This is a genomic window from Methanococcoides orientis (assembly GCF_021184045.1).
Taxonomy (GTDB): Archaea; Halobacteriota; Methanosarcinia; order Methanosarcinales; family Methanosarcinaceae; genus Methanococcoides; species Methanococcoides orientis.
Window position 1 is genome coordinate 865,409 of record NZ_CP073710.1, and the last position, 19,706, is coordinate 885,114.

Genomic DNA, 19,706 nt, shown 5'->3' on the forward strand with positions numbered 1-19,706 from the left:
GGTGCATAGCAATCTTTAAAATTTGGTATAAATATGGCATTTATAGAACAACTAAAGAACGATCAATTGAATTTCAAAAATGAGGTATTATCCGGGATGACAGTTTCACTGGCACTTGTGCCTGAAGCTGTAGCCTTTTCAATAATAGCAAATGTAAGTCCATTGGTTGGACTTTATTCTGCATTCATCATTGGATTGATAACCGCAATTATCGGTGGCAGACCGGGAATGATATCAGGTGCTACGGGTGCAATAGCAGTTGTAGTTGTGGCTCTGGTGATCAGGCACGGAGTCGAGTATCTTTTCGCTGCTGTAATTCTGATGGGTATTATTCAAATGACCATTGGCTTTTTTAAGCTGGGTAAATTTATTCGGCTTGTACCACATGCAGTAATGTTCGGCTTTGTAAATGGGCTGGCAATCGTGATCTTCATGGCCCAGCTTTCCCAGTTCAAATTTACTGATATTAACGGGATCGAACATTGGCTGGGAGGACAGACACTTCTGGTCATGTTAGGTTTAGTAGGATTGACCATGGGTATTATCTATATAATGCCAAAATTAACAAAAGCAGTTCCTGCTTCACTAACTGCGATCATAGTTGTTTCAGCCATTGTCATCTATTTCCAGGTCCAGACAAGAACAGTTGGAGATATTGCATCAATTGCAGGCGGCTTTCCTGAATTCCACATACCACAGGTACCACTAAATCTGGAAACACTGAAAATTGTTTTCCCGTATTCAATCGTCATGGCATTGGTTGGATTGATCGAAAGTCTGTTGACGCTCACAGTGATCGATGAAATGACAGAAACAAGAAGCAGGGCTAATAAAGAAAGTGTTGCACAGGGTATTGCCAACTTTGTTTGCGGACTCTTTGGAGGTATGGGCGGCTGTGCCATGATAGGCCAGAGTCTCATCAACATAAACTCAGGTGCCAGAAACAGAACCTCAGGTATCGTTGCAGCTGTGGGCCTATTACTTATTGTGTTAGTAGGTGCTCCTCTTATCGAAAAGATACCAATGGCAGCATTGGTTGGTGTGATGTTCGTGGTTGCCATCGGAACATTCGAATGGGCATCATTAAAAATATTCAGAAAAGTGCCCATTACGGACGTACTTGTTATGGTGGTCGTAGCAGGCATAACAGTCATTTACCACAACCTTGCAGTAGCTGTAATCGCAGGTGTCGTTATTTCTGCACTGGCTTTTGCATGGGAAAATGCAAAACTTGTCCGTGCAAGGGAAATAATTGATGATAACGGGATCAAGCACTACGAATTTTTTGGTCCGTTGTTCTTTGGTTCAGTTACTGAATTCCAAAACAAATTTGATGTGTTAAATGACCCTGACGAGATAATAATCGATCTCAAAGAATCAAGAGTTGCTGATCATTCTGCCATCGAAGCATTGAATAAGATAACTGAACGCTATGCAAAGGTTGGTAAAAAGGTCCATCTTCGACACTTAAGCGAAGATTGTCTGGTACTGCTGGACAATGCATCTGCCATAATTGATGTCAATCACTGGGAAGATCCGCATTACAAAGTACCCTCTGATATACTGGGATAAGAAAAATCCAACATCATTTCGAAATATGAATTCCAATTCTGGAATTCATTGCTCTTTTTTTTTAAGTTAGCAATTTGCTTTATCTCCAAATCAATTCAATTCTTTATCATGGAAGATGAAAAGCAGAAGATATTCCTTGAATTCAAGTATATCTTATCATCTTATGTAACGCTTCTTGTTGCCAGAATTGACTAAAAGAAGCGCTATGACGTATCATAAGAACAAAGCCGTATAGGTGGGGAAAACAAAGAAGGAGGGATCTGAAATTCCCTAAAAATATAGAAAAATAAGAGGCATAAACCCAAATAGCTTCACCATAATAGTTATTTCAGGAGAATAGAAAAATGATACCTGCTGAATTCCTTGTGGTTTTCTTTGGACTTATGGCAGCCATATCCTGGGGTGCCGGAGATTTCAGCGGCGGATTCGCATCCAAACGTGCGAATGTCTATAGTGTAGTCCTGATAACTCAGGCAGTCGGAGTATTCCTTCTTGCAGCTTCAGCTCATCTGATGGCAGAAGAAATGCCACCTCTTGGCGGTATGATATGGGGAGCTGTTGCCGGAGTTTTCATCAGTATCGGGCTTCTGGCACTTTACCGTGGTCTCTCACAGGGACGGATGGGATTTGTTGCACCAATTTCCGCAGTTGTAGCTGCTACCGTACCAGCCATCTATGGTACATTCTATGAAGGATTGCCTGCTGTTCATCAAATGGTCGGGTTTGCTTTTGCACTTGTAGCAGTCTGGCTCATTGCCGGCGGAGGAGATGAGAGTAGCAAGATCGAACGCACAGATCTTATACTGCCATTGATCGCCGGAACAGGATTCGGACTATTCTTCATATCAATTGACAAAGTTAGTGATACGGCTGTACTCTGGCCCCTTACCGCTGCAAGGATAGCAGCCGTGATAACATTGATCGTATTTATCGCTTTGAGCAAACAGGTCTACTTACCACCAAAAAATGTCCTTCCGATAATTATCATTGCAGGAGTTTTTGATACAGGAGGAAACACCTTTTTTGCACTGGCTTCCCAGGCAGGTAGGCTCGATATAGCATCCATTATATCTTCACTTTACCCTGCAGGAACAGTCTTGCTTGCATGGCTGATACTCAAGGAAAAACTATCCCTAAAGCAATGGATTGGTGTAGCTGCTGCACTTATTGCTATTGTGTTCATCTCGGCTTGAGTTTAGATAAAATTTTATGAGATTTTGGCTCTGTAAAAATCATCTACTCGAAATTCGTGACCATATAGGAATTAAATAATTTCTTTTTTAAAAATATATCATACAGAAAGCGGAAAGTATAAATCCAAATTACTTCAATAATATATTTATTCTAAGAGAATAAATGTATAGCACCTGCTGAATTTCGGATGGTTTTGTTTGGACTTATGGTCGCTATATCATGAGGTGACAGAGATTTCAGCGGTGAATTAAGTTATCAACGCACATATCTCCTTATGAAGTAAAGAGCTTCAATAGGAGAAAGTGTAAATTATATATTCAAAAATTGAAAGAAAATGAGGGGATGAAATAAAACTAAAAAACATCTTTTTGTTGTTTCTTGTATTGAATTCTATGTTTATTTTAGGATATACTTTAGGGATAAATAATATAGAAGTGTCATTTGAAAATAGCACAAAACTGTCTTTTGGAAATAAAAATAATATATCTGATAATTTCCAAGTCGAAAATGATTATGTATTTAAAATTGGTGAAAATGTAAGTACATCGAAATAGTTTAATACAGCCAGTCGTAGCTTTTCAGGAACAGTTGTGGATATTAATTATTATGAAACTGGAAATATTTTAACAATTTATAATTCTTCAACTGATGAGACTAAAATGCTAAATGAAGAGTGGATTGCAGAATTTGGACAAAGAAAATTCGACTTGATAAATGATGGAAACAATTACTGAAAGGACACTAGACACCGCTATTGTTGAAGGTTTCGTTGATTTATGGAGTGTTCCATAATAGGTAACGAATTTGTAGAGATGATTCAACAGATAGATTTATTATTAACTGTCCCCAATTCTTATTGGGGGCTTCTGCAATGAACAAATACAAGATCACATTCCTTTTATTTTCAACATTGATCGTAGCTGCTGTTTCAGGCTGCACGACCTACGGACCGGACTTTGGAGCTGAAGAGATAGAATATTTCAGCGGAGAATATGAAGCAGATAGAAACACAACCTTGGCCGTTAACAGCATAAACGGACAGATCGAGATCAATAGCTGGGATGGCGATAAAGTCGAATTGGAAGCTGTCAAAAGAACAAATTATGGTGAAGATGAACTTGAAAAAGTCCATATTATTGTCAATGAGATCGATGATGTGCTAAAAGTAGAAACAAAATATCCTGCTATTGAAAATGTCAGAGTTTCAGTTGATATGAAGATCAAGGTTCCGGAGAATGTTACAGTTGATATTATAGAAACAACCAACGGAAACATAGTGATCTCAAACACAAAGGGAAATACTACAGCTATAACCACTAATGGAGCTGTGACGATAACCAACGTCGAAGGTTACATAACTGCAAGATCAAGCAACGGTGCACTGGACATACAGAGAACAACAGGCATCAACGACCTGAAGACCACTAATGGTAAAATAGAAGCCCAGATACTTGACATTAAAAACGATGTCGACATCAGATGCACTAATGGAGCGGTCATAATCCACATCGATCCGTCACTGGACGCGGAGATAGAAGTGGAAACAACCAATGGCCAGATCTCAATGAATGAAGTGGAATTGGTAGTAACAAAGCTGGAATCAACTCATGTAGAAGGGATCCTTGGTGAAGGTGGAAGTAAAATAAGTATAAAGACAACAAATGGAAATGTGAACCTGAACAAACTTGTCGTTTGATCAGGGTTCATTTCTATTTCATATTTAATTTTATTTCCATTTTTATTTGTATCTCTTATTTTTTTGTGTTGTCAGGATATGTTGTTTCCATTAGAATAACACAAAGATAAAACCAACTATCCCCAACATGATACCATTTTGCATGACCAAAGATACGACCATTATCCTCACACCCAGGTTTGGACTGAATATTCCCACATAATAAGGCAGCATGGTTCTTATCCTTGCAACACCTGCCAGGATCCTTCCGATGAGAAGTGCAAGGATCACATCCTTGGAAGAAAGCATTCCGGTATCCAAAAGATTGCCGGCTATGGTAAATGCAGCAATATTGCTGGCAAACCAGCCAGCGATTATGGGAAGGCCTTCAGCAGGCACATATCGGATCATGAATGAATCTTTCATAATGGATGCTGCCCAGTCAAAAAGACCTGTATCCATCAACTGGAATACTACGATCGATACAATGGTCATGGTCAGGACGATCCTTGTCAGGGACCTATGGGACCTTTTTAAGGACTTCACAGAAGCTTCCCGGAAACTGATCTTTTCTGTATTGCAGTGTATATTTCCCGAAGGTCGGGGTGTTAGAAGAATACGTGCAGCTATTAGTGCCAGTAGTGTTTTCAGAAATCCTATGAGCACCACTATCCCCAGATAGATGAGACCGGTGGTACCAAGCAATATGACCATCACGGGCAGAAGATCCCTTGAGAGTACGATGCCTGAAGGGAATGAATTTACCATTGTCGCTATGATGGTCTCTTTTCTATCGATGTGATCATCATTATGCAGTTTTGCGATCATTGAGTTTCCGGCAGCTGAAGAACCAAAAGATGTGAGAAAGCTCAGGCCGATCTCTTCCCTCAGGTGACCAAAACGCATGAGAGGGGATGCTATAAAGCCCAGCTTGTTCACCCAGCCCATCTCCACCATGATATCCATTATCAGAGTTCCGATAACGATCGGTGGGATCACCTTGATGAGATAATCAAATGCTGCATATAATCCATCGATCCACATTGGCGGTCATATACCCTATATCAGATAAGAGTCTTTCGTATTCTTACGAAATAAGTATAGACTGAAGCGGAAAATGAAAGACTACTAAAAGAACAACGAAATATTAATTGGTGATGATAATGGGGTGATACCTGGTGCTAGCGGTTCGTTCCTGTCACAGGAAACGATTGAAAGGATAGCGGAAGCACCCCTTAATATTGGAACTAATGAAAAAGACACATCGGTTTTCGTTCCTTACCTTGCGATCATAGAGATACTGGCTGTTTATTTGTTGTTCAAACGGAATTAAAAAACTTTGATTGAGTTTAATTAAATAAAATTAAAAATGATCAAAGGGAAGACCTCACTCAAGCCTTTCCTTCAGATAACTCTTGAACTTCTCATAATCCGTATCCAGGAATTCCATGTGCTCCTCTCTTCCCTCGATCTCTTTCAAGCTCTGAGGGGGTTCAGGTTCAATTCCGATAGCAGACATTACTTCTGCAGGGAATTTTGCAGGATGAGCAGTTTCCAGTGTCACTGCAAGCGTGTTGTCATTGGTGCTTGCCCTGTAATCCATCAGACCCTTAATACCAACAGCACCGTGAGGCTCAATGCAGATGTCGTACTCCTCGAAGAACTCCTTGACCACTGCTTTGGTTTGCTCGTCCGTTACAGATGTTGAATAGATATCACCGTTCAATTTGTCCATGTCAGGAAGCTTGTTGATATTGCCCTGTTCATCCATTTCCCCGCCATAGATAGCGATGAGCCTGGCAAGATTGCTTGGGTGACCAACGTTCATTGCATTTGAGATGCAGTTCTTTGAAGGGACGATCTTCTCATATTCACCGGTATTAAGGAAACCCGGGACCTCATCGTTCTCGTTAACAGAAGCGATTATCTTTTTGATTGGCACGCCCATGTTCTTTGCCAGCACACAGCCCATCATATTACCGAAGTTGCCTGATGGTATGGAGAATATGATCTCCTCAGGGTAATTCCTTAGTTTCAGGTAGGAATAGAAGTAGTAGAGAGTTTGCGGGACCAGACGGCCTATGTTAATGGAATTTGCTGATGAAAGGTTCAGGTGTTTGAGCTCACTGTCTGCAAATGCCTGCTTCACCATTGCCTGGCAGTCATCGAACTTTCCGTCAATTGCCAGTGCAGAGATGTTCTCGTTAAGGGTTGTCATCTGCTTTCTCTGGCGGTCTGAAACTTCTGTCTCAGGGAACAGCACGATCACCTTGATGTTATCAAGACCATAGAATGCATGAGCAACTGCACTTCCTGTATCTCCGGAAGTTGCTGTAAGTATGGTCAGTTCCTTGTTCTCCTTCTTGAGATAGAACTGCATGAGTCTTGCCATCATACGAGCTGCAAAGTCCTTGAAAGATGCAGTAGGACCGCGGTCAAGCCTCATTATGTATGTGTTCTCATTTACCTCTTCCAGAGGGACATCATAGTCGTAAGCATCATAGGTTATTGCCTTGAGGGATTCCTCATCGATCTCACCTTCAAGTATCTTTTTAAGCAGCTGGAAAGCTATCTCAGGATACTCTTCATCCTTTAAGGCCACAAGCTCTTCCTCTGAGAAATGTGGAAGTGTCTTTGGCATGTAAAGGCCTTTGTCTGGAGCAAGACCTGTGATAAGCGCAGTTTCAAAATTTACTTCTTCTGCCTGGAGATTAGTGCTGTAGAGTTTCATATTATCAGGACTCTTGTTTTGATCCGCTGGTTGTATTGGTTCGTTATCGCGTTGATCCAGGGGATTGATGATATTGATAAGTTTATTTTCTGAACGTTAATTCGATGTATCCTATATAAGCATTACATACCGGGTGTATTTATGGGCTTTTCTTCCTTAAGGTCATTGCATTACTGAATTCATCCCATTACGATCTGCACTACAGTGGGATACTTTCTCATGATAGAATATGCAATGCTCTTACCCACCCAGAGCCTTCCTTTACTAAAACTGCGGGACTTGCTTAGTTCCCCCAGGATCTGCAGGGATCTGGCAGCAGTCTCATCATTAAGAAAACTACTGTCTGCCACACGGTTGTCGAGAAAGAAAAGAATAGGGAGGCGAAGCTTTCCATGAAGCTCTACTGGTAGCTGCTCTTCAAGAAGAGTTAGCACTTTTTTATCGAATAAATGCTCATTACCACCCTTTGTCTTTGAGGATGGTGTCTCCTCCTTAAGCAACTGAGAAAGGGGTTTTCTCTCAGCAACGATCTCCTTGTTGATCTTGCCCACCTCCAATCTCATCCATCTCATGATACCCGAATCATCCGAATCCGGTAGCCCTCCTGACATATCGCTCACTTCGATATTGCTATTGAGAACGGTTGTTAGCTACTAATGTTCGTCATTAGTACTATAGTTCTATATGCTGTTCTTTAGATTAATTTCTAGTGCTTGCCACTCTGACAAAAATACTGACAGTGGATGAATATCCCCAGAGTAAAAATGGAAGTAATTATATCATATCGGCTTATGAATATAGGAACTGGAGATAATGTTCACGCTAAGTGGATATCGGGGAGATGGATATTTGAAACTAACAATGGTTATTCCCAGTTACTGGGGAAGAGAAAGCAATGTGGGATGGCTTGAAGGTGATTCAGTATATGATCATGCCACTCCGCTGGATTCTGAGGGAACAATTGGACGAGCCATCGAAAGTACAGCCATACTTGAAGACACGGACTTCGAGCTGGTAATTCTGGTCGCTCCGAATAATGCAGAGATCACCGACCAGGTGGAGCAGAAGGTAAGAGAGATCATCAGGTCCTCTTCAAATGGTAATATCAAAGTCCATATGTTCGGTCCTTCAAATCTGGAAAAACTGCATGAGGAACTGAAGAACGGTGGTATGGATGAATATTGTGACCTACTCTCACTAACAGGTTATTCCAACATCAGGAACATGTGCCTTTTTATCCCGCATATTATGAACTCAGATGTTGCACTCCTGATCGATGACGATGAGGTCTTTGAAGACCCGCAATTCATATCCAAGGCAAAGGAATTCATAGGAAACCATCATGAAGGGAATCTTATCAATGCGATTGCCGGCTACTACCTCCAGCCAGACGGGGATTACCTTGTTGGTGCTCCTGACAGCCCCTGGACCAGATACTGGAACAAGAATGCCTGTATGAATGAAGGTTTTGAACAGGTAATAGGCACATCCCCACGGCTTAAGGAAACTCCTTTCGTATTTGGGGGAAATATGGTCATCCACCGGAACCTGTTCATGGAAGTCCCATTCGACCCCATGGTCCCGCGAGGGGAAGATATTGATTATCTTATGAATGCCAGGATGTTCGGCCATTCCTTCTTCCTTGATAACGAACTTGCCATCAAACACCTTCCACCTGCTAAATCCCACCCGAAATGGAAGCGGGTGCGAGAAGATATTTACAGGTTTGTCTATGAGCGAGCGAAGCTAATGAGCCAGAAAAAGACCGATGGGATGACAATATTGTCTGTAGAAGATATGGGCTGCTACCCCGGAAGCTTCCTCGGTGACGATCTTGAAAAGAAGATCATAAATGCCTGCAGGCTGCTCTCGGAAGAGTATCTTGATAAGGGCGATCCGGTTGGAAGCGAGGAAGCCCTCAAGAACATCGAGCTTTCACTCGACGATGCGATACCCGACCTTGATCCCTTCAACCATCTTTGCCAGCTGCAAAAGAAATGGAGCGAACTTATGCTGTATGCAGATGAGAGAGATGGGCTGGATTCGATCATCAATGGTACTTTGTAAGAACATCATGTGATGGAAGTATACAGACCTCTCAACAAATCCTTATAGGGCTTTGTTGTAAGAAGAGTTGATGGCAAACTACAAGTTGATGGTACAGGATGTAATAAAAAAGGCCGATGTCCTTCTCGAGGTAGTGGACGCCCGATTCCCGGATGAGACACGGAACAGTGAGGTAGAGCGTAATGTCAAACGTTCACGCAAACCATTGATAATAGTGCTCAGCAAATGCGACCTTGTCTCAAAGGAAACGCTTGAGAAATCCAAATCCCGCCTTTCAAAGATCGCACCTACGGTCTTCGTTTCCAGCAAGGAAAGGTATGGTACCACTATGCTGAGACATAAGATCCTTGAAGTTGCCGACATACAGGGACGCGAGATCCTCATCGGATGTCTTGGTTATCCAAACACCGGGAAATCCTCGGTGATCAACGGAGTGGTAGGGAAAGGAAAGACCAGCACATCATCCATATCCGGACACACTAAAGGGGTACAGCTTGTAAAAGCTGGCTCACGCATTGTTTTTATTGACACTCCAGGAGTCATACCTTTTGACGAGAATGACGAGTACAGGCAGGGCCTTCTTGGAGTAAAAGATGCCACACATCTGAGCGATCTTGAGGGAGTGGCCATGAAGATCATCGAGAATGCATGTGAAAAGAACAAGCCTGCTCTTGAGGAATTCTATAAGGTCGAGATCGGGAACGAGAATGTTTACGAGATTCTTGAGCTCATAGGGTTAAAATTAAATTACCTTAAGAAAAAAGGCGAGATCGATGAGATAAGGGCTGCTGTAAGGATCATTAATGACTGGCAACAGGGGAAACTGTTGATCTGAATTCTTTAAATCTGCTATCATCCGCTAAAGCCTGCGGACATAGCCGTCCCGGCTTTAATGGATTTTTATAATAACCGGGGTATGTTATAGTCTTTATGAAAGTATCTCTTTTACTCTCCCAACCTGACCATCCTCCAGCTGAACCTTTATCCCATGGGGATGTGAAGAAGATTTAGTTAGAATTCTCTTGACAATTCCGTGAGTTATTTTGCCGGATCGTTGATCTTTCTTTAAGACGATCCCTACTTTTGCTCCAATTTTGATATTTGCTCTGGTATTACCTTCACTCATGATGGAATAAAAGTCCCTAAAGCTATAAACAGGTATTATTTAAAAGAACTTCATGCAGTAATCAGCCAATGATCTCTTTCTTGATAGAATGATAGCATTGATCTGCTACTTTTGTGGATCCTTCAAATAACTTCTTTTCAAAATCGAATCGAGATGCAAAGTCATCAACCGTTTCATCAAACTTCTTTTCGTAGCACAGGCCGGTATCCACCTTTCCGACATTTTTGTAACCAGAGTAATCAAATACCATTTTTGTCATTTCGATATTATCCGGATCAGGAGTTAATTTTGCAAGAACAAGCATTTCTTTCCAGTTGGCTGCCTGCATGGGGGTTAAGAAGTATGTGCCTGTACCTCTTTCTTCACCGGACATGGCTTCAACATAAGCACTCCTGTTACCGAATGCAGCACAGATACAATCATCCACGATGTTACCTTCAGCATCTTTAAGGATCCGAACCGGGATTCCGAGGTGTGCAAAATCAGATTCGATGGTTCCAAGCACATTGCCACAAAGACCGTAAAATACCAGCACACCGTCAAATCGTTCTCCATTTTCCTCGATGGTCATGTATACCTTTTCCTTGAGAAGATCAGGATCAGCATCCAGCGCGAACTCCAGAAGATGCAGGACAACCACGAATTTGTCGGTCGGATCAAGCTTTGAATCTACATCCTCAATAGATATTTTTTCGTAGTCCAGGGAAACCTCATTCAGCTTCTTTTCAATTCCTTCAATATTTTCGTTCTCGATCAGTAGCAGACGAGTATTCTCGTCCTCTCCCTCGAATATATTAACGAGTTCATCTTCGAACATACGACAGGATACAAGGTATAGTGATGGCATGTTATAACCCTCCGGTAAAAGATTTTGATCTTTTGAAAATGTGACTGTTTTTTAGTGTAAATAATAATGGAGTTGGTACCTATAAAAGTCCATCCATGTAGGCATTCAATATATCCGATCACAGGAACGAAATAACTGTCACCAAACATAAGGACATTTGAGTAAACGTGCTTTGAAAAAATATCATAGAAAATAAAAATGCAGAATTGATTGCTATCATCATAAGAATTAGGTTATAATTATTTTTAGCAAAAACCCAAAACGTATATTATATTAAAACTAATAATTAAGTATCAGGATAATTTGTGGTAAAATCAATAAGAGGTAGTACAATGGATTTACAAAATTGGAAACTTACTGTATTGACCGTTTGTTTGCTGGTCACAGGGATGGTAATTCCAGTCTCTGCATTCGCTCCATCGATCAATGCTCAATATGATATTTATGATGAACTGACCGTAGAAATGCCAGATAATGAACTATACGTACATGACGAGATCATTGTCAAGTTCAGTCCCGGTGTTTCAGAAGAAAAGATCGCAAACATAAATGCCAGAAACGGGGCTAAAGTAAAGTACACAAGTCAGTATGCCGGTTTTAAGGTTCTGAAGATACCTGAGAACAGGAATGCCCAGAAGATGGCCGAGATGTACAGTAAGAATCCAAATGTGGAATATGCTGTTCCAAATGCTATTATGACTGCTTTTGCTGTGAATGATCCATATTACCACTACCAGTGGAATTTACATAGTGATTATGGTATCAATGTTGAACCTGCATGGGAAATTACTACAGGGGAAGGTGTTATTGTAGCTGTACTTGATACCGGAGTTGCCCAAAATGCTCCTGACCTTGCAGATACAAACTTCGTTTCTGGATACGATTTCATCAATGGAGATAATGATCCGGACGATGATCAGTCCCATGGGACCCACGTTGCAGGAACCATTGCACAGAGCACCAACAATGGAATTGGGGTAGCAGGAGTTGCATATGATTGCTCCATCATGCCCGTAAAAGTGCTTGGTGCTGACGGAAGTGGAAACCTTGCTCAGTTGGTGGATGGAATATACTTTGCAACCGATAATGGTGCAGATGTTATAAGCATGAGTCTTGGTTACCCACCTAGGTATTACCCTGGTGTGGCCTTAGACAATGCACTTGAATATGCAGACAAACAGGGTGTTACCATTGTAGCTGCTGCAGGTAATGACGGAACACGTTTCGTTAGCTATCCTGCTGCTTACGAGAAATGTATTGCAGTCGGAGCAACCGGTTATGATGGAAACTTAGCACCATATTCGAATTATGGGCCGGGACTTGATGTAGTAGCACCTGGTGGTAATACAGGACAGGACCTGAACAATGATGGATATGGAGACGGCATACTTCAGAACACTTTTGACCCAAGTACCCAGATATTTAGTTACTACTTCTTCCAGGGCACTTCCATGGCAACACCACATGTCTCAGGTGTTGCAGCTTTATTGATATCTCAGGGTGCTTCCAACGATGAAGTTAGAACTGCACTTGAATCAACTGCAATGGATCTTGGAAAAAGCGGCTGGGACACAGCCTATGGCTATGGTCTTATTGATGCAAAGGCTGCACTGGACTCTCTGAATAGCGTACCTGCAGAGAACTTAGCCCCAACTGCTTCTATAAATGGTCCATATAGTGGTGTTGTAGGGACTCAAATACAGTTCTCCAGTTCAGGTTCTACCGACCCTGATGGAACCATTGACTTCTATTACTGGGAATTTGGAGACGGAAATACCAGCAATTCGGAAAATCCAACAAATGTTTATGGTTCAGCTGGAACTTTCACAGTAAACCTTACAGTAACCGATAATAATGATGCAGCAGGTACAGACAGCACTACAGTCACTGTAACCACTGCTACAGAACCTCCAGAAACTGGAATATCCATTATTAGTGTAGACCCCATAACAAGAACAGCAGGTAAAAACACGTTTGTTTCTGCAAAGGCAGTTGTGAGTGTACAGCCCGATCTGGCAGGCAGTATGGTATCCGGTTACTGGACTGGTGCTACTACAGATATTGATTCCGGCCTCACCGACGGATCGGGAACATTGACTTTCTATTCCGACGAGGTAAAGTACAAAAAGGGAGAATTGACGTTCACATTTACTGTCGATGACTCAACTTTGTCAACAATCTATCCTCAATAAAGCAGTCCCTAAGTAAAACAAAATTCATGGTCTCAAATTGAGACCAACTCTTTTTTATTTCATCATTTTTCATTCACAGTAATTAATCCTGTAAAATATGATCAAGAAAACAAGTAATACAAGCTTCTTTCATTTTCGAAAAAAGGAAGCTTTTATGCATTGAACTACAATAACAATATAAAGAAAACACTAATTATAGACCAAACAGAATCACATTTGAGCACATCGTAGGGAACTCGCTAAAATGTATGAACTCTTAATTCTACTGATAGGACTTGCAGGCCTGATGTTAGGAGCTGAACTTATCATCAAAGCAGCCCTGGCAATCGCCGAACACTACAAGATCTCACATGCATTTATCGGCCTTACACTACTAACTCTGGGAACAAACCTGCCGGAGCTTGTCATTAGTGTTACCGGTTCCATCCAGCGATCAATGGGAACCGAAACATCAGGACTTATTATTGGTGATTCCATAGGTTCCTGCTTTGGTCAGATCGGCATCACTATGGGCATTGTTGGCATGTTCGGGGCTCTGACCTTAACAAAACGCGAACTTTCCCGGGACGGAGTAATGATGCTGATCTCTGTTGCCCTCCTATTCCTGACCGGTCTGGATGGTACACTTAGCCGGACAGACGGCCTGATCTTCCTCGCGGCTTATGCGGTCTATTTCTTTTTGCTATACAGAGAAGAAGAGGTCCACCAGAAATTCAAGAGTGCTCCACCATTATACTTTACACGGACGATCCTTTCCATTAGTGCCGGTTTTGCCATCCTCATACTATCGTCCTATGCAGTTCTGAACAACGCACTATACCTGGCAGATATGTGGGGGATCTCACAATCCTTCATCGGGATAGTACTCATCGGACTGGGAACCTCATTGCCGGAACTTGCACTCTCATGGAGCAGTATCCGGAAAAGAGCTGTAAACCTGTCCGTATTCAACCTGATCGGAAGCAATATATTCGACATACTGTTCACCCTTGGAGTAGGCAGTCTGATAAGCAGCTTTACCGTAAGTGAAGCTCTGGTAAGATTTGACATTCCAGCCTTGTTCTTCGTCTCATTGCTTGTACTGTTGTTCTTCAGAAGGCATATGCAATTGAAGAAGAATGAGGCGTTTGTGTTGATATTGCTTTATGTGCTTTATATCAGCGTGAAGATCTACAGTCTATGAGCATAAGATCTGAAGTCAAAATTTCTCTTTTTAGTATTATTCGTATCTTGAAGAAATAAGTAGATAATTTTATATTTTGCACACTCTTATTAAATGCATCTGAATTATTTTAGATATTTTATACATTGAAAAAGTTAGATTCATTGATCTTAAACATAATTCAGGAATCCGGATCTCATTAAATAATGTGCATATGGACCTAAAGCTCGTGATAATAAAGGGATAAAATGAAACATCCAAAGACTATCCAAAAAGGACTGGACTATATCGTAGCAATGGATGCAACAGAATTGTCTCCACTTGAGATCAGAGAGCTACTGCGTAAAACAGTGACCAAACGTTTTGAGATCATCGATCAGATAATGTCAGCCGCCAGAAAGGAAGGTATCATAACTGATAAAGATGGCATGTGCCACTTCACTTATGAGGAAAACGATCTGGAATTTTTTAAACCTAAAATTATACGATCAGAAGAGGTCAACAACTGTAGGTGTTGTGGCAGGAGTATGAAGGAAAGCCACTACATCGAATTAAAGTCCGGTTTGATTGGTCCATACGGTTCCAAATGTGTCAGGAAGCTCTATCTGGACTATTTGTTTGAATGAAAGTGGTTTTTATATATATTTCACCCGATCTAAACAACCCTTTTATGTGGATATCACAATCATCAGTAACCAGCCACCAAAAATCCTTTGTATCCCACCAAAAGTTGTACTCTGCAACTACATGCTATTATTTTGCTTTTGAATTTCAAGAAAAAAATAGAGATTATGGACTTATCCAACACCCCCCACCGAAACTAGCTTTAACTCAGAAACCAATATACTACATGGGTGTGGGAGTTGTATGTTAAAAAGCGAGTTTGGGGAAATTACGTGGGGCTGAAATACCGCTAAAAGGTGGTATTTCAGATCTATGACTTCCACACTTCTTGTTCAACTCATTTTGTTTTGTTGCTGGACCTTCAGTGATCCATGATATGATCTTTACGGAGCTTGGGCTCCATTCTGTTTTCATATCAATTCTATCATTATCCAAATATAATTGAAAAAACATCCAACTGCACCAGCAGCATATACAGACCCGTTCCTGCAAAAATGCTGAGCATTGCATTGCGTTTCCACAAGTGCAGGCCCATGACAGCTGCTATTGTGAATATCTCCGGGACTCCGTATGGAGCATAAAGCCACTGTACATCCTTCAGGCAGTAGATCACGAGCAGTAGGAGGATCATCGGAGGTAGGTTCTTCTCAATGGTGGAGAGGATCTGCGGGGGAGCTCGAGCATTAAAGAATACAAAAGGAATAGCCCTTGTCGCGAAGGTTGCCACTGCTACTACTGCTGTAACGACCAGAAAATGTGCCGGATCTTCCATCATGGGATCTTCTCCTGATCAGGGTCCTGTTCTGCAATATTTCTGACCTCAAGGTCGTTCTGGACGAACCTTTCATGTGCTATCAGGATGAGGGTGCCGATGAAAATTGAGAACAGCAACATGTTGTCAGGGCTGAAGAGCAACAGTGAAATGACACCTGCACCCATGGCTGCCATGAACGGGAAACGGGACCTTGAAGCATGGTATTGCTCGATCGTCAGAACCACGAACAGTGCAGTAAGCACAAAGGTCATTCCTTCCAGGCGGAGATCAAGTACTGAGCCAAGTACAGCTCCAAGGACCGAACCCAGGATCCAGTATGAGTGGTCAAGTACAGTTATGTAAAAGTAGAACTTTCCCTTTGATCCTTCGTCCGGGGCTTTGGTGGTTGTAAGAAGAGCATAGGTCTCATCAGTAAGTGCGAAGATGAGGTAAGCTTTGATCTTTCCGACACCTGAGAACTTTTCCAGCAAAGACAGGCCGTAGAAGGAATGCCGTAGATTGATCAGCAGCGTTGTTATAGCAAATTCAGTGAGTCCTGCACCGGCTGCCAGCAATGCAACTGCAATGAACTGCCCTGCACCTGCATAGATGAATATGCTCATCAAGGGTGCATATATCCAGTGGTAGCCGGCTCCTTCGAGAAGGAAGCCAAAGGCCATACCTAATGGGATATATCCCAGGAAGACCGGTAGCGTTGTCTTGAGGGCGCTTGTGAAGAGGCTTTCACTCTGCTGGCTCATGATTCTTGTACACCTTTTGAATTTAAGGATAGATTAGCTATTTACTTTCCGAAGTGGGAAATAAAGTGCAAGAAAAGAATTGATTGTATTTATGTTTTATTAAATTAGACTATGAAGATGAAAATGAAGAATAAAATTAGTCCTCAGAATGATAACTTCTCAATAAAACTAAATAGTATACAATTCAATTTATTTGTATAACTAAATGGGGGAATTTAGTGGAACCAGATGTATTTAGAACTTTATCTAACCTTTCACTTTTCTTACAGGTACTAGCATTTCTAATGCTAATATATGCGATCAAGCAGAAGACAGAGGGCATAGATAAACATGCAAGAGGAGCATCACTTGCTGTTTACACAATTATCCCTACTATCCTGTTCATGTTCTATTCGATCAGTCAGGGTTTTCAACTGGCATCCTATGGCATCGTTCTGATCCTGCACAGGCTTCTGGGGTCAATTGTTATACTTTTCATAATACTTTTCGTTACCAACAGATGGAGATTCAAAAAGAAAGTTCACATGGATATTGCAACTGGATGCTGGGCAATAACATTGCTTCTTGGAATTGCTGTGTACCTGATATCCTTCGGATACATAAGCTGAAATCATAATATCAAGAATTGGATCTGTTGCAGTTCTTTCTGTCAGCAGATGTAATTCTAAGGACGGTACTCCTGAGACTCAAAGGAGGATCGTCTTTGATCATCGGGGGAATTGTCACGATCAAAGAAAATTATAACCTGTTCCTTGGAATTATCAAAAAAATAGATTCATTGTTCTACAGTCCTGTTCCTGAAGTATCTGATGAAGATCAGATCGAATGGGAAGTATCTGCTCTTCAATTGAAGAAAGGAGATAATTTGATAATTTCAGGTCGAACGAAACCTGAAAGAAGCATAAAAATGAATGTCAATTTTGAGATTCAAATTCCTGTAAAAGATCAAAAATATGAGCACAGGTTTGATGATGTAGCAATAACTTCGATCCCGAACGAGTTTCAGGTTGTAGCTCAAACTGTAAAAAATATGACATTCGCAGTTCAAATGTTGATACCTTTTAAGCAGCATAGAGACGCTGAAAATGGAAAGGCAACATATGTTGATAAAAATGTTCCTACAGGAAACTATGACATAACCATAAAAGGTGAAACTAATGAAGATGTTGAGACCGTTCTATTAAACGTTAAAGCTTCCCAAACAATTGTTTCAGATAGCAAAGGCGATTTTATTTGCGAATACTCAACAAAACCATTCCCAAATGGAACTGTCGACTTGTTTTTAGGCCAAGAAAAAAAAGAAATAAAGATAATCCTCTGAAAAACAGAGGATTTTACTATTTTTGGTTTCAATTATTTTTTGCTCATGAGAGACATGAACTTGGTTGATTCCATCACAGGAACACTCTCAATGTAGCATATATCCGACCATGGAAGGTTGAATGCTGCAAAAGCCTCTGCATCGTCACACTCATACAGGATAAAATACCTGGACCCTGTCAGATCGACCCACTGATTGACGATAGTTATTCCTGCAGGCACCTTGATCTCTTTAAAGTGCTCAAGTATCTTATCACGGTTCTGTGGTTCCCATGAACTAATTTCCATATATAACATATTCTTCTCCCCCATTTTGAATTTAACACTTGTCTTTCTGCATTGTCTTCAAATTATTTATTTTCAATAATCTCTGATATCAGCTCTTTTTGCTCATTAATGATATGAATTCGGTTGATTTCATTACAGGAACCGTGTCAATGTAACACACATCCGACCATGGAAGATTAAATGCTGCAAACGCTTCTGCATCATCACACTCATATAAGATGAAATATCGAGATCCTGTTAGATCAACCCATTGATTGTGGACTGTTACTCCGGCAGGCATCTTCAGTTCTTTGAAGTGTTCAAGTATCTTATCACGATTCTCTGGTTCCCAGGTGCTTATTTCCATGTATAACATATTCATTTCTCCACTTTTAGTTTTAAATTCATATCATATAAAAAAATAAGATTCAAAAGAATCTCATGGTAGATATTATGGTATCAGTACTGCGTCAATGACGTGTATGACCCCATTACTTGCTTCAATGTCTGTAATGACAACAGTTGCATCATTGACCATTACACCATCGTCTGTTACAGTGAAGGTAATTTCACTTCCCTGTACAGTTTCAGCTGAATCCATTGTTACAACATCTGCTGCCATATATTCACCTGCAACCACGTGGTAGGTAAGTACACCTGCAAGAGCCTCTTCATCTGCAAGTAATGCATCAAGAGTTCCTTCAGGTAATGCTGCAAATGCTTCATCTGTTGGTGCAAATACAGTGAAAGGACCTTCACTTCTCAGTGTCTCCTCAAGACCGGCAGCCTGGACAGCCTGCACAAGTGTTGTAAATGATCCTGCTTCTATTGCAGTATCAACGATGTCCATTTCTTCCTCTTCCATCATTGAAGGTGGAAGAATGACCTTGTCGATAACATGGATCACACCATTGCTGGCCATGATGTCTGCCTGGACAACATTTGCATCGTTTACTTTTACACCATCCATGGTATCGAAAGTAACTGATTCACCCTGGACAGTTTCTGCAGATTCCAGACCTGCAACGTCTGCTGCCATGACCTCACCTGCAACCACATGATATGTCAACACAGCTGCAAGAGCCTCTTCGTCTGCAAGTAATGCATCAAGAGTTCCTTCAGGTAATGCTGCAAATGCTTCGTCAGTTGGTGCGAATACTGTGAAAGGACCATCGCCTCTCAATGTATCTTCAAGTCCGGCAGCCTGGACAGCCTGGACCAGAGTTGTAAATGAACCAGCGTCCACTGCCGTGTCCACAATGTCCATTTCTTCCTCTTCAGGTTCACTGGTAGTACAACCAGAAACTAATACAATCGTTGCTAAAAGCAAAGCTACTAAGATTTTATTTATTTTCACATGTCGCCCCCCTTGGCCACTAAATAAATTCTACATGTCGACTTTGTAATTTATACT

Annotated in this window: 22 protein-coding genes; 12 read left to right on the top strand and 10 right to left on the bottom strand. The window is 41.3% G+C overall.

Features of this window, described 5'->3' with window-relative positions; translation table 11 throughout:
- Nucleotides 1–33 precede the first annotated feature (33 nt).
- The 4 genes from J7W08_RS04300 (at nucleotide 34) to J7W08_RS04315 (ending at nucleotide 4,462) form a co-directional block, all read left to right on the top strand.
- Nucleotides 34–1,572, top strand: coding sequence for a SulP family inorganic anion transporter (locus J7W08_RS04300; protein WP_233085406.1), 1,539 nt, complete (start codon nucleotides 34–36; stop codon nucleotides 1,570–1,572).
- A gap of 344 nt (nucleotides 1,573–1,916) precedes the next feature.
- The gene (locus J7W08_RS04305) at nucleotides 1,917–2,765 is read left to right on the top strand and encodes an EamA family transporter (protein ID WP_233085407.1); all 849 of its coding nucleotides are present in this window, start codon (nucleotides 1,917–1,919) and stop codon (nucleotides 2,763–2,765) included.
- Between the two features lie 591 nt (nucleotides 2,766–3,356).
- A complete protein-coding gene (locus tag J7W08_RS04310) occupies nucleotides 3,357–3,500 on the top strand; it encodes a hypothetical protein (RefSeq protein ID WP_233085408.1) in 144 nt (47 codons plus the stop codon).
- A gap of 137 nt (nucleotides 3,501–3,637) precedes the next feature.
- Complete coding sequence (locus tag J7W08_RS04315) at nucleotides 3,638–4,462, top strand: DUF4097 family beta strand repeat-containing protein (RefSeq protein WP_233085409.1); 825 nt, start codon at nucleotides 3,638–3,640, stop codon at nucleotides 4,460–4,462.
- A gap of 90 nt (nucleotides 4,463–4,552) precedes the next feature.
- On the opposite strand, the gene J7W08_RS04320 is transcribed toward J7W08_RS04315, so the two are convergent.
- On the bottom strand, nucleotides 4,553–5,485 hold the full coding sequence (locus J7W08_RS04320; protein ID WP_233085410.1) for a nucleoside recognition domain-containing protein: 933 nt from the start codon (nucleotides 5,483–5,485) through the stop codon (nucleotides 4,553–4,555).
- Between the two features lie 124 nt (nucleotides 5,486–5,609).
- On the opposite strand from J7W08_RS04320, the gene J7W08_RS04325 reads away from it, so the two are divergent.
- Nucleotides 5,610–5,774, top strand: a complete 165-nt coding sequence (locus J7W08_RS04325) for a hypothetical protein (RefSeq protein ID WP_233085411.1) — start codon at nucleotides 5,610–5,612, stop codon at nucleotides 5,772–5,774.
- Between the two features lie 54 nt (nucleotides 5,775–5,828).
- On the opposite strand, the gene thrC is transcribed toward J7W08_RS04325, so the two are convergent.
- Both thrC and J7W08_RS04335 read right to left on the bottom strand, forming a co-directional pair.
- On the bottom strand, nucleotides 5,829–7,172 hold the full coding sequence (gene thrC / locus J7W08_RS04330) for a threonine synthase (protein ID WP_233085412.1): 1,344 nt from the start codon (nucleotides 7,170–7,172) through the stop codon (nucleotides 5,829–5,831).
- Nucleotides 7,173–7,351: 179 nt separating this feature from the next.
- The gene (locus J7W08_RS04335) at nucleotides 7,352–7,783 is read right to left on the bottom strand and encodes a DUF61 family protein (RefSeq protein WP_233085413.1); all 432 of its coding nucleotides are present in this window, start codon (nucleotides 7,781–7,783) and stop codon (nucleotides 7,352–7,354) included.
- 238 nt (nucleotides 7,784–8,021) lie between these two features.
- On the opposite strand from J7W08_RS04335, the gene J7W08_RS04340 reads away from it, so the two are divergent.
- Together J7W08_RS04340 and J7W08_RS04345 are read left to right on the top strand one after the other, a co-directional pair.
- Complete coding sequence (locus J7W08_RS04340; RefSeq protein ID WP_233085414.1) at nucleotides 8,022–9,239, top strand: glycosyltransferase family 2 protein; 1,218 nt, start codon at nucleotides 8,022–8,024, stop codon at nucleotides 9,237–9,239.
- A gap of 70 nt (nucleotides 9,240–9,309) precedes the next feature.
- A complete protein-coding gene (locus tag J7W08_RS04345) occupies nucleotides 9,310–10,074 on the top strand; it encodes a GTPase (protein ID WP_233085415.1) in 765 nt (254 codons plus the stop codon).
- 93 nt (nucleotides 10,075–10,167) lie between these two features.
- Here J7W08_RS04345 and J7W08_RS04350 read toward each other — a convergent pair whose 3' ends face one another.
- A complete protein-coding gene (locus tag J7W08_RS04350; protein WP_091690408.1) occupies nucleotides 10,168–10,365 on the bottom strand; it encodes a YwbE family protein in 198 nt (65 codons plus the stop codon).
- Nucleotides 10,366–10,426: 61 nt separating this feature from the next.
- Entirely contained in the window at nucleotides 10,427–11,212 is a 786-nt protein-coding gene (locus J7W08_RS04355; RefSeq protein WP_233085416.1) for a DUF1638 domain-containing protein, read from the bottom strand.
- Nucleotides 11,213–11,544: 332 nt separating this feature from the next.
- On the opposite strand from J7W08_RS04355, the gene J7W08_RS04360 reads away from it, so the two are divergent.
- The 3 genes from J7W08_RS04360 (at nucleotide 11,545) to J7W08_RS04370 (ending at nucleotide 15,192) form a co-directional block, all read left to right on the top strand.
- Nucleotides 11,545–13,404, top strand: a complete 1,860-nt coding sequence (locus J7W08_RS04360) for a S8 family serine peptidase (RefSeq protein WP_233085417.1) — start codon at nucleotides 11,545–11,547, stop codon at nucleotides 13,402–13,404.
- Between the two features lie 244 nt (nucleotides 13,405–13,648).
- Nucleotides 13,649–14,587, top strand: coding sequence for a calcium/sodium antiporter (locus J7W08_RS04365; RefSeq protein ID WP_233085418.1), 939 nt, complete (start codon nucleotides 13,649–13,651; stop codon nucleotides 14,585–14,587).
- Between the two features lie 227 nt (nucleotides 14,588–14,814).
- The gene (locus tag J7W08_RS04370; RefSeq protein ID WP_233085419.1) at nucleotides 14,815–15,192 is read left to right on the top strand and encodes a DUF5830 family protein; all 378 of its coding nucleotides are present in this window, start codon (nucleotides 14,815–14,817) and stop codon (nucleotides 15,190–15,192) included.
- 425 nt (nucleotides 15,193–15,617) lie between these two features.
- Here J7W08_RS04370 and J7W08_RS04375 read toward each other — a convergent pair whose 3' ends face one another.
- The gene (locus J7W08_RS04375) at nucleotides 15,618–15,965 is read right to left on the bottom strand and encodes a branched-chain amino acid transport AzlD family protein (protein WP_233085420.1); all 348 of its coding nucleotides are present in this window, start codon (nucleotides 15,963–15,965) and stop codon (nucleotides 15,618–15,620) included.
- A complete protein-coding gene (locus J7W08_RS04380) occupies nucleotides 15,962–16,705 on the bottom strand; it encodes an AzlC family ABC transporter permease (protein ID WP_233085421.1) in 744 nt (247 codons plus the stop codon). Before J7W08_RS04380 ends, J7W08_RS04375 begins: the two co-directional genes overlap by 4 nt.
- Nucleotides 16,706–16,923: 218 nt before the next feature.
- Between J7W08_RS04380 and J7W08_RS04385 the strand changes: the two genes are divergently transcribed.
- Entirely contained in the window at nucleotides 16,924–17,313 is a 390-nt protein-coding gene (locus tag J7W08_RS04385; protein WP_135607288.1) for a hypothetical protein, read from the top strand.
- A 95-nt stretch (nucleotides 17,314–17,408) separates the two neighbouring features.
- Nucleotides 17,409–18,026 carry a hypothetical protein gene (locus J7W08_RS04390; RefSeq protein WP_233085422.1) on the top strand — a complete coding sequence of 206 codons (618 nt, stop codon included), beginning with the start codon at nucleotides 17,409–17,411 and terminating at the stop codon, nucleotides 18,024–18,026.
- A 32-nt stretch (nucleotides 18,027–18,058) separates the two neighbouring features.
- Here J7W08_RS04390 and J7W08_RS04395 read toward each other — a convergent pair whose 3' ends face one another.
- From J7W08_RS04395 to J7W08_RS04405, 3 genes are all read right to left on the bottom strand, one after another.
- On the bottom strand, nucleotides 18,059–18,322 hold the full coding sequence (locus J7W08_RS04395; RefSeq protein WP_233085423.1) for a DUF3303 domain-containing protein: 264 nt from the start codon (nucleotides 18,320–18,322) through the stop codon (nucleotides 18,059–18,061).
- A gap of 79 nt (nucleotides 18,323–18,401) precedes the next feature.
- Nucleotides 18,402–18,668, bottom strand: coding sequence for a DUF3303 domain-containing protein (locus tag J7W08_RS04400; RefSeq protein WP_048192986.1), 267 nt, complete (start codon nucleotides 18,666–18,668; stop codon nucleotides 18,402–18,404).
- Nucleotides 18,669–18,743: 75 nt separating this feature from the next.
- A complete protein-coding gene (locus J7W08_RS04405) occupies nucleotides 18,744–19,649 on the bottom strand; it encodes a fasciclin domain-containing protein (RefSeq protein ID WP_233085424.1) in 906 nt (301 codons plus the stop codon).
- Nucleotides 19,650–19,706: the final 57 nt, after the last annotated feature.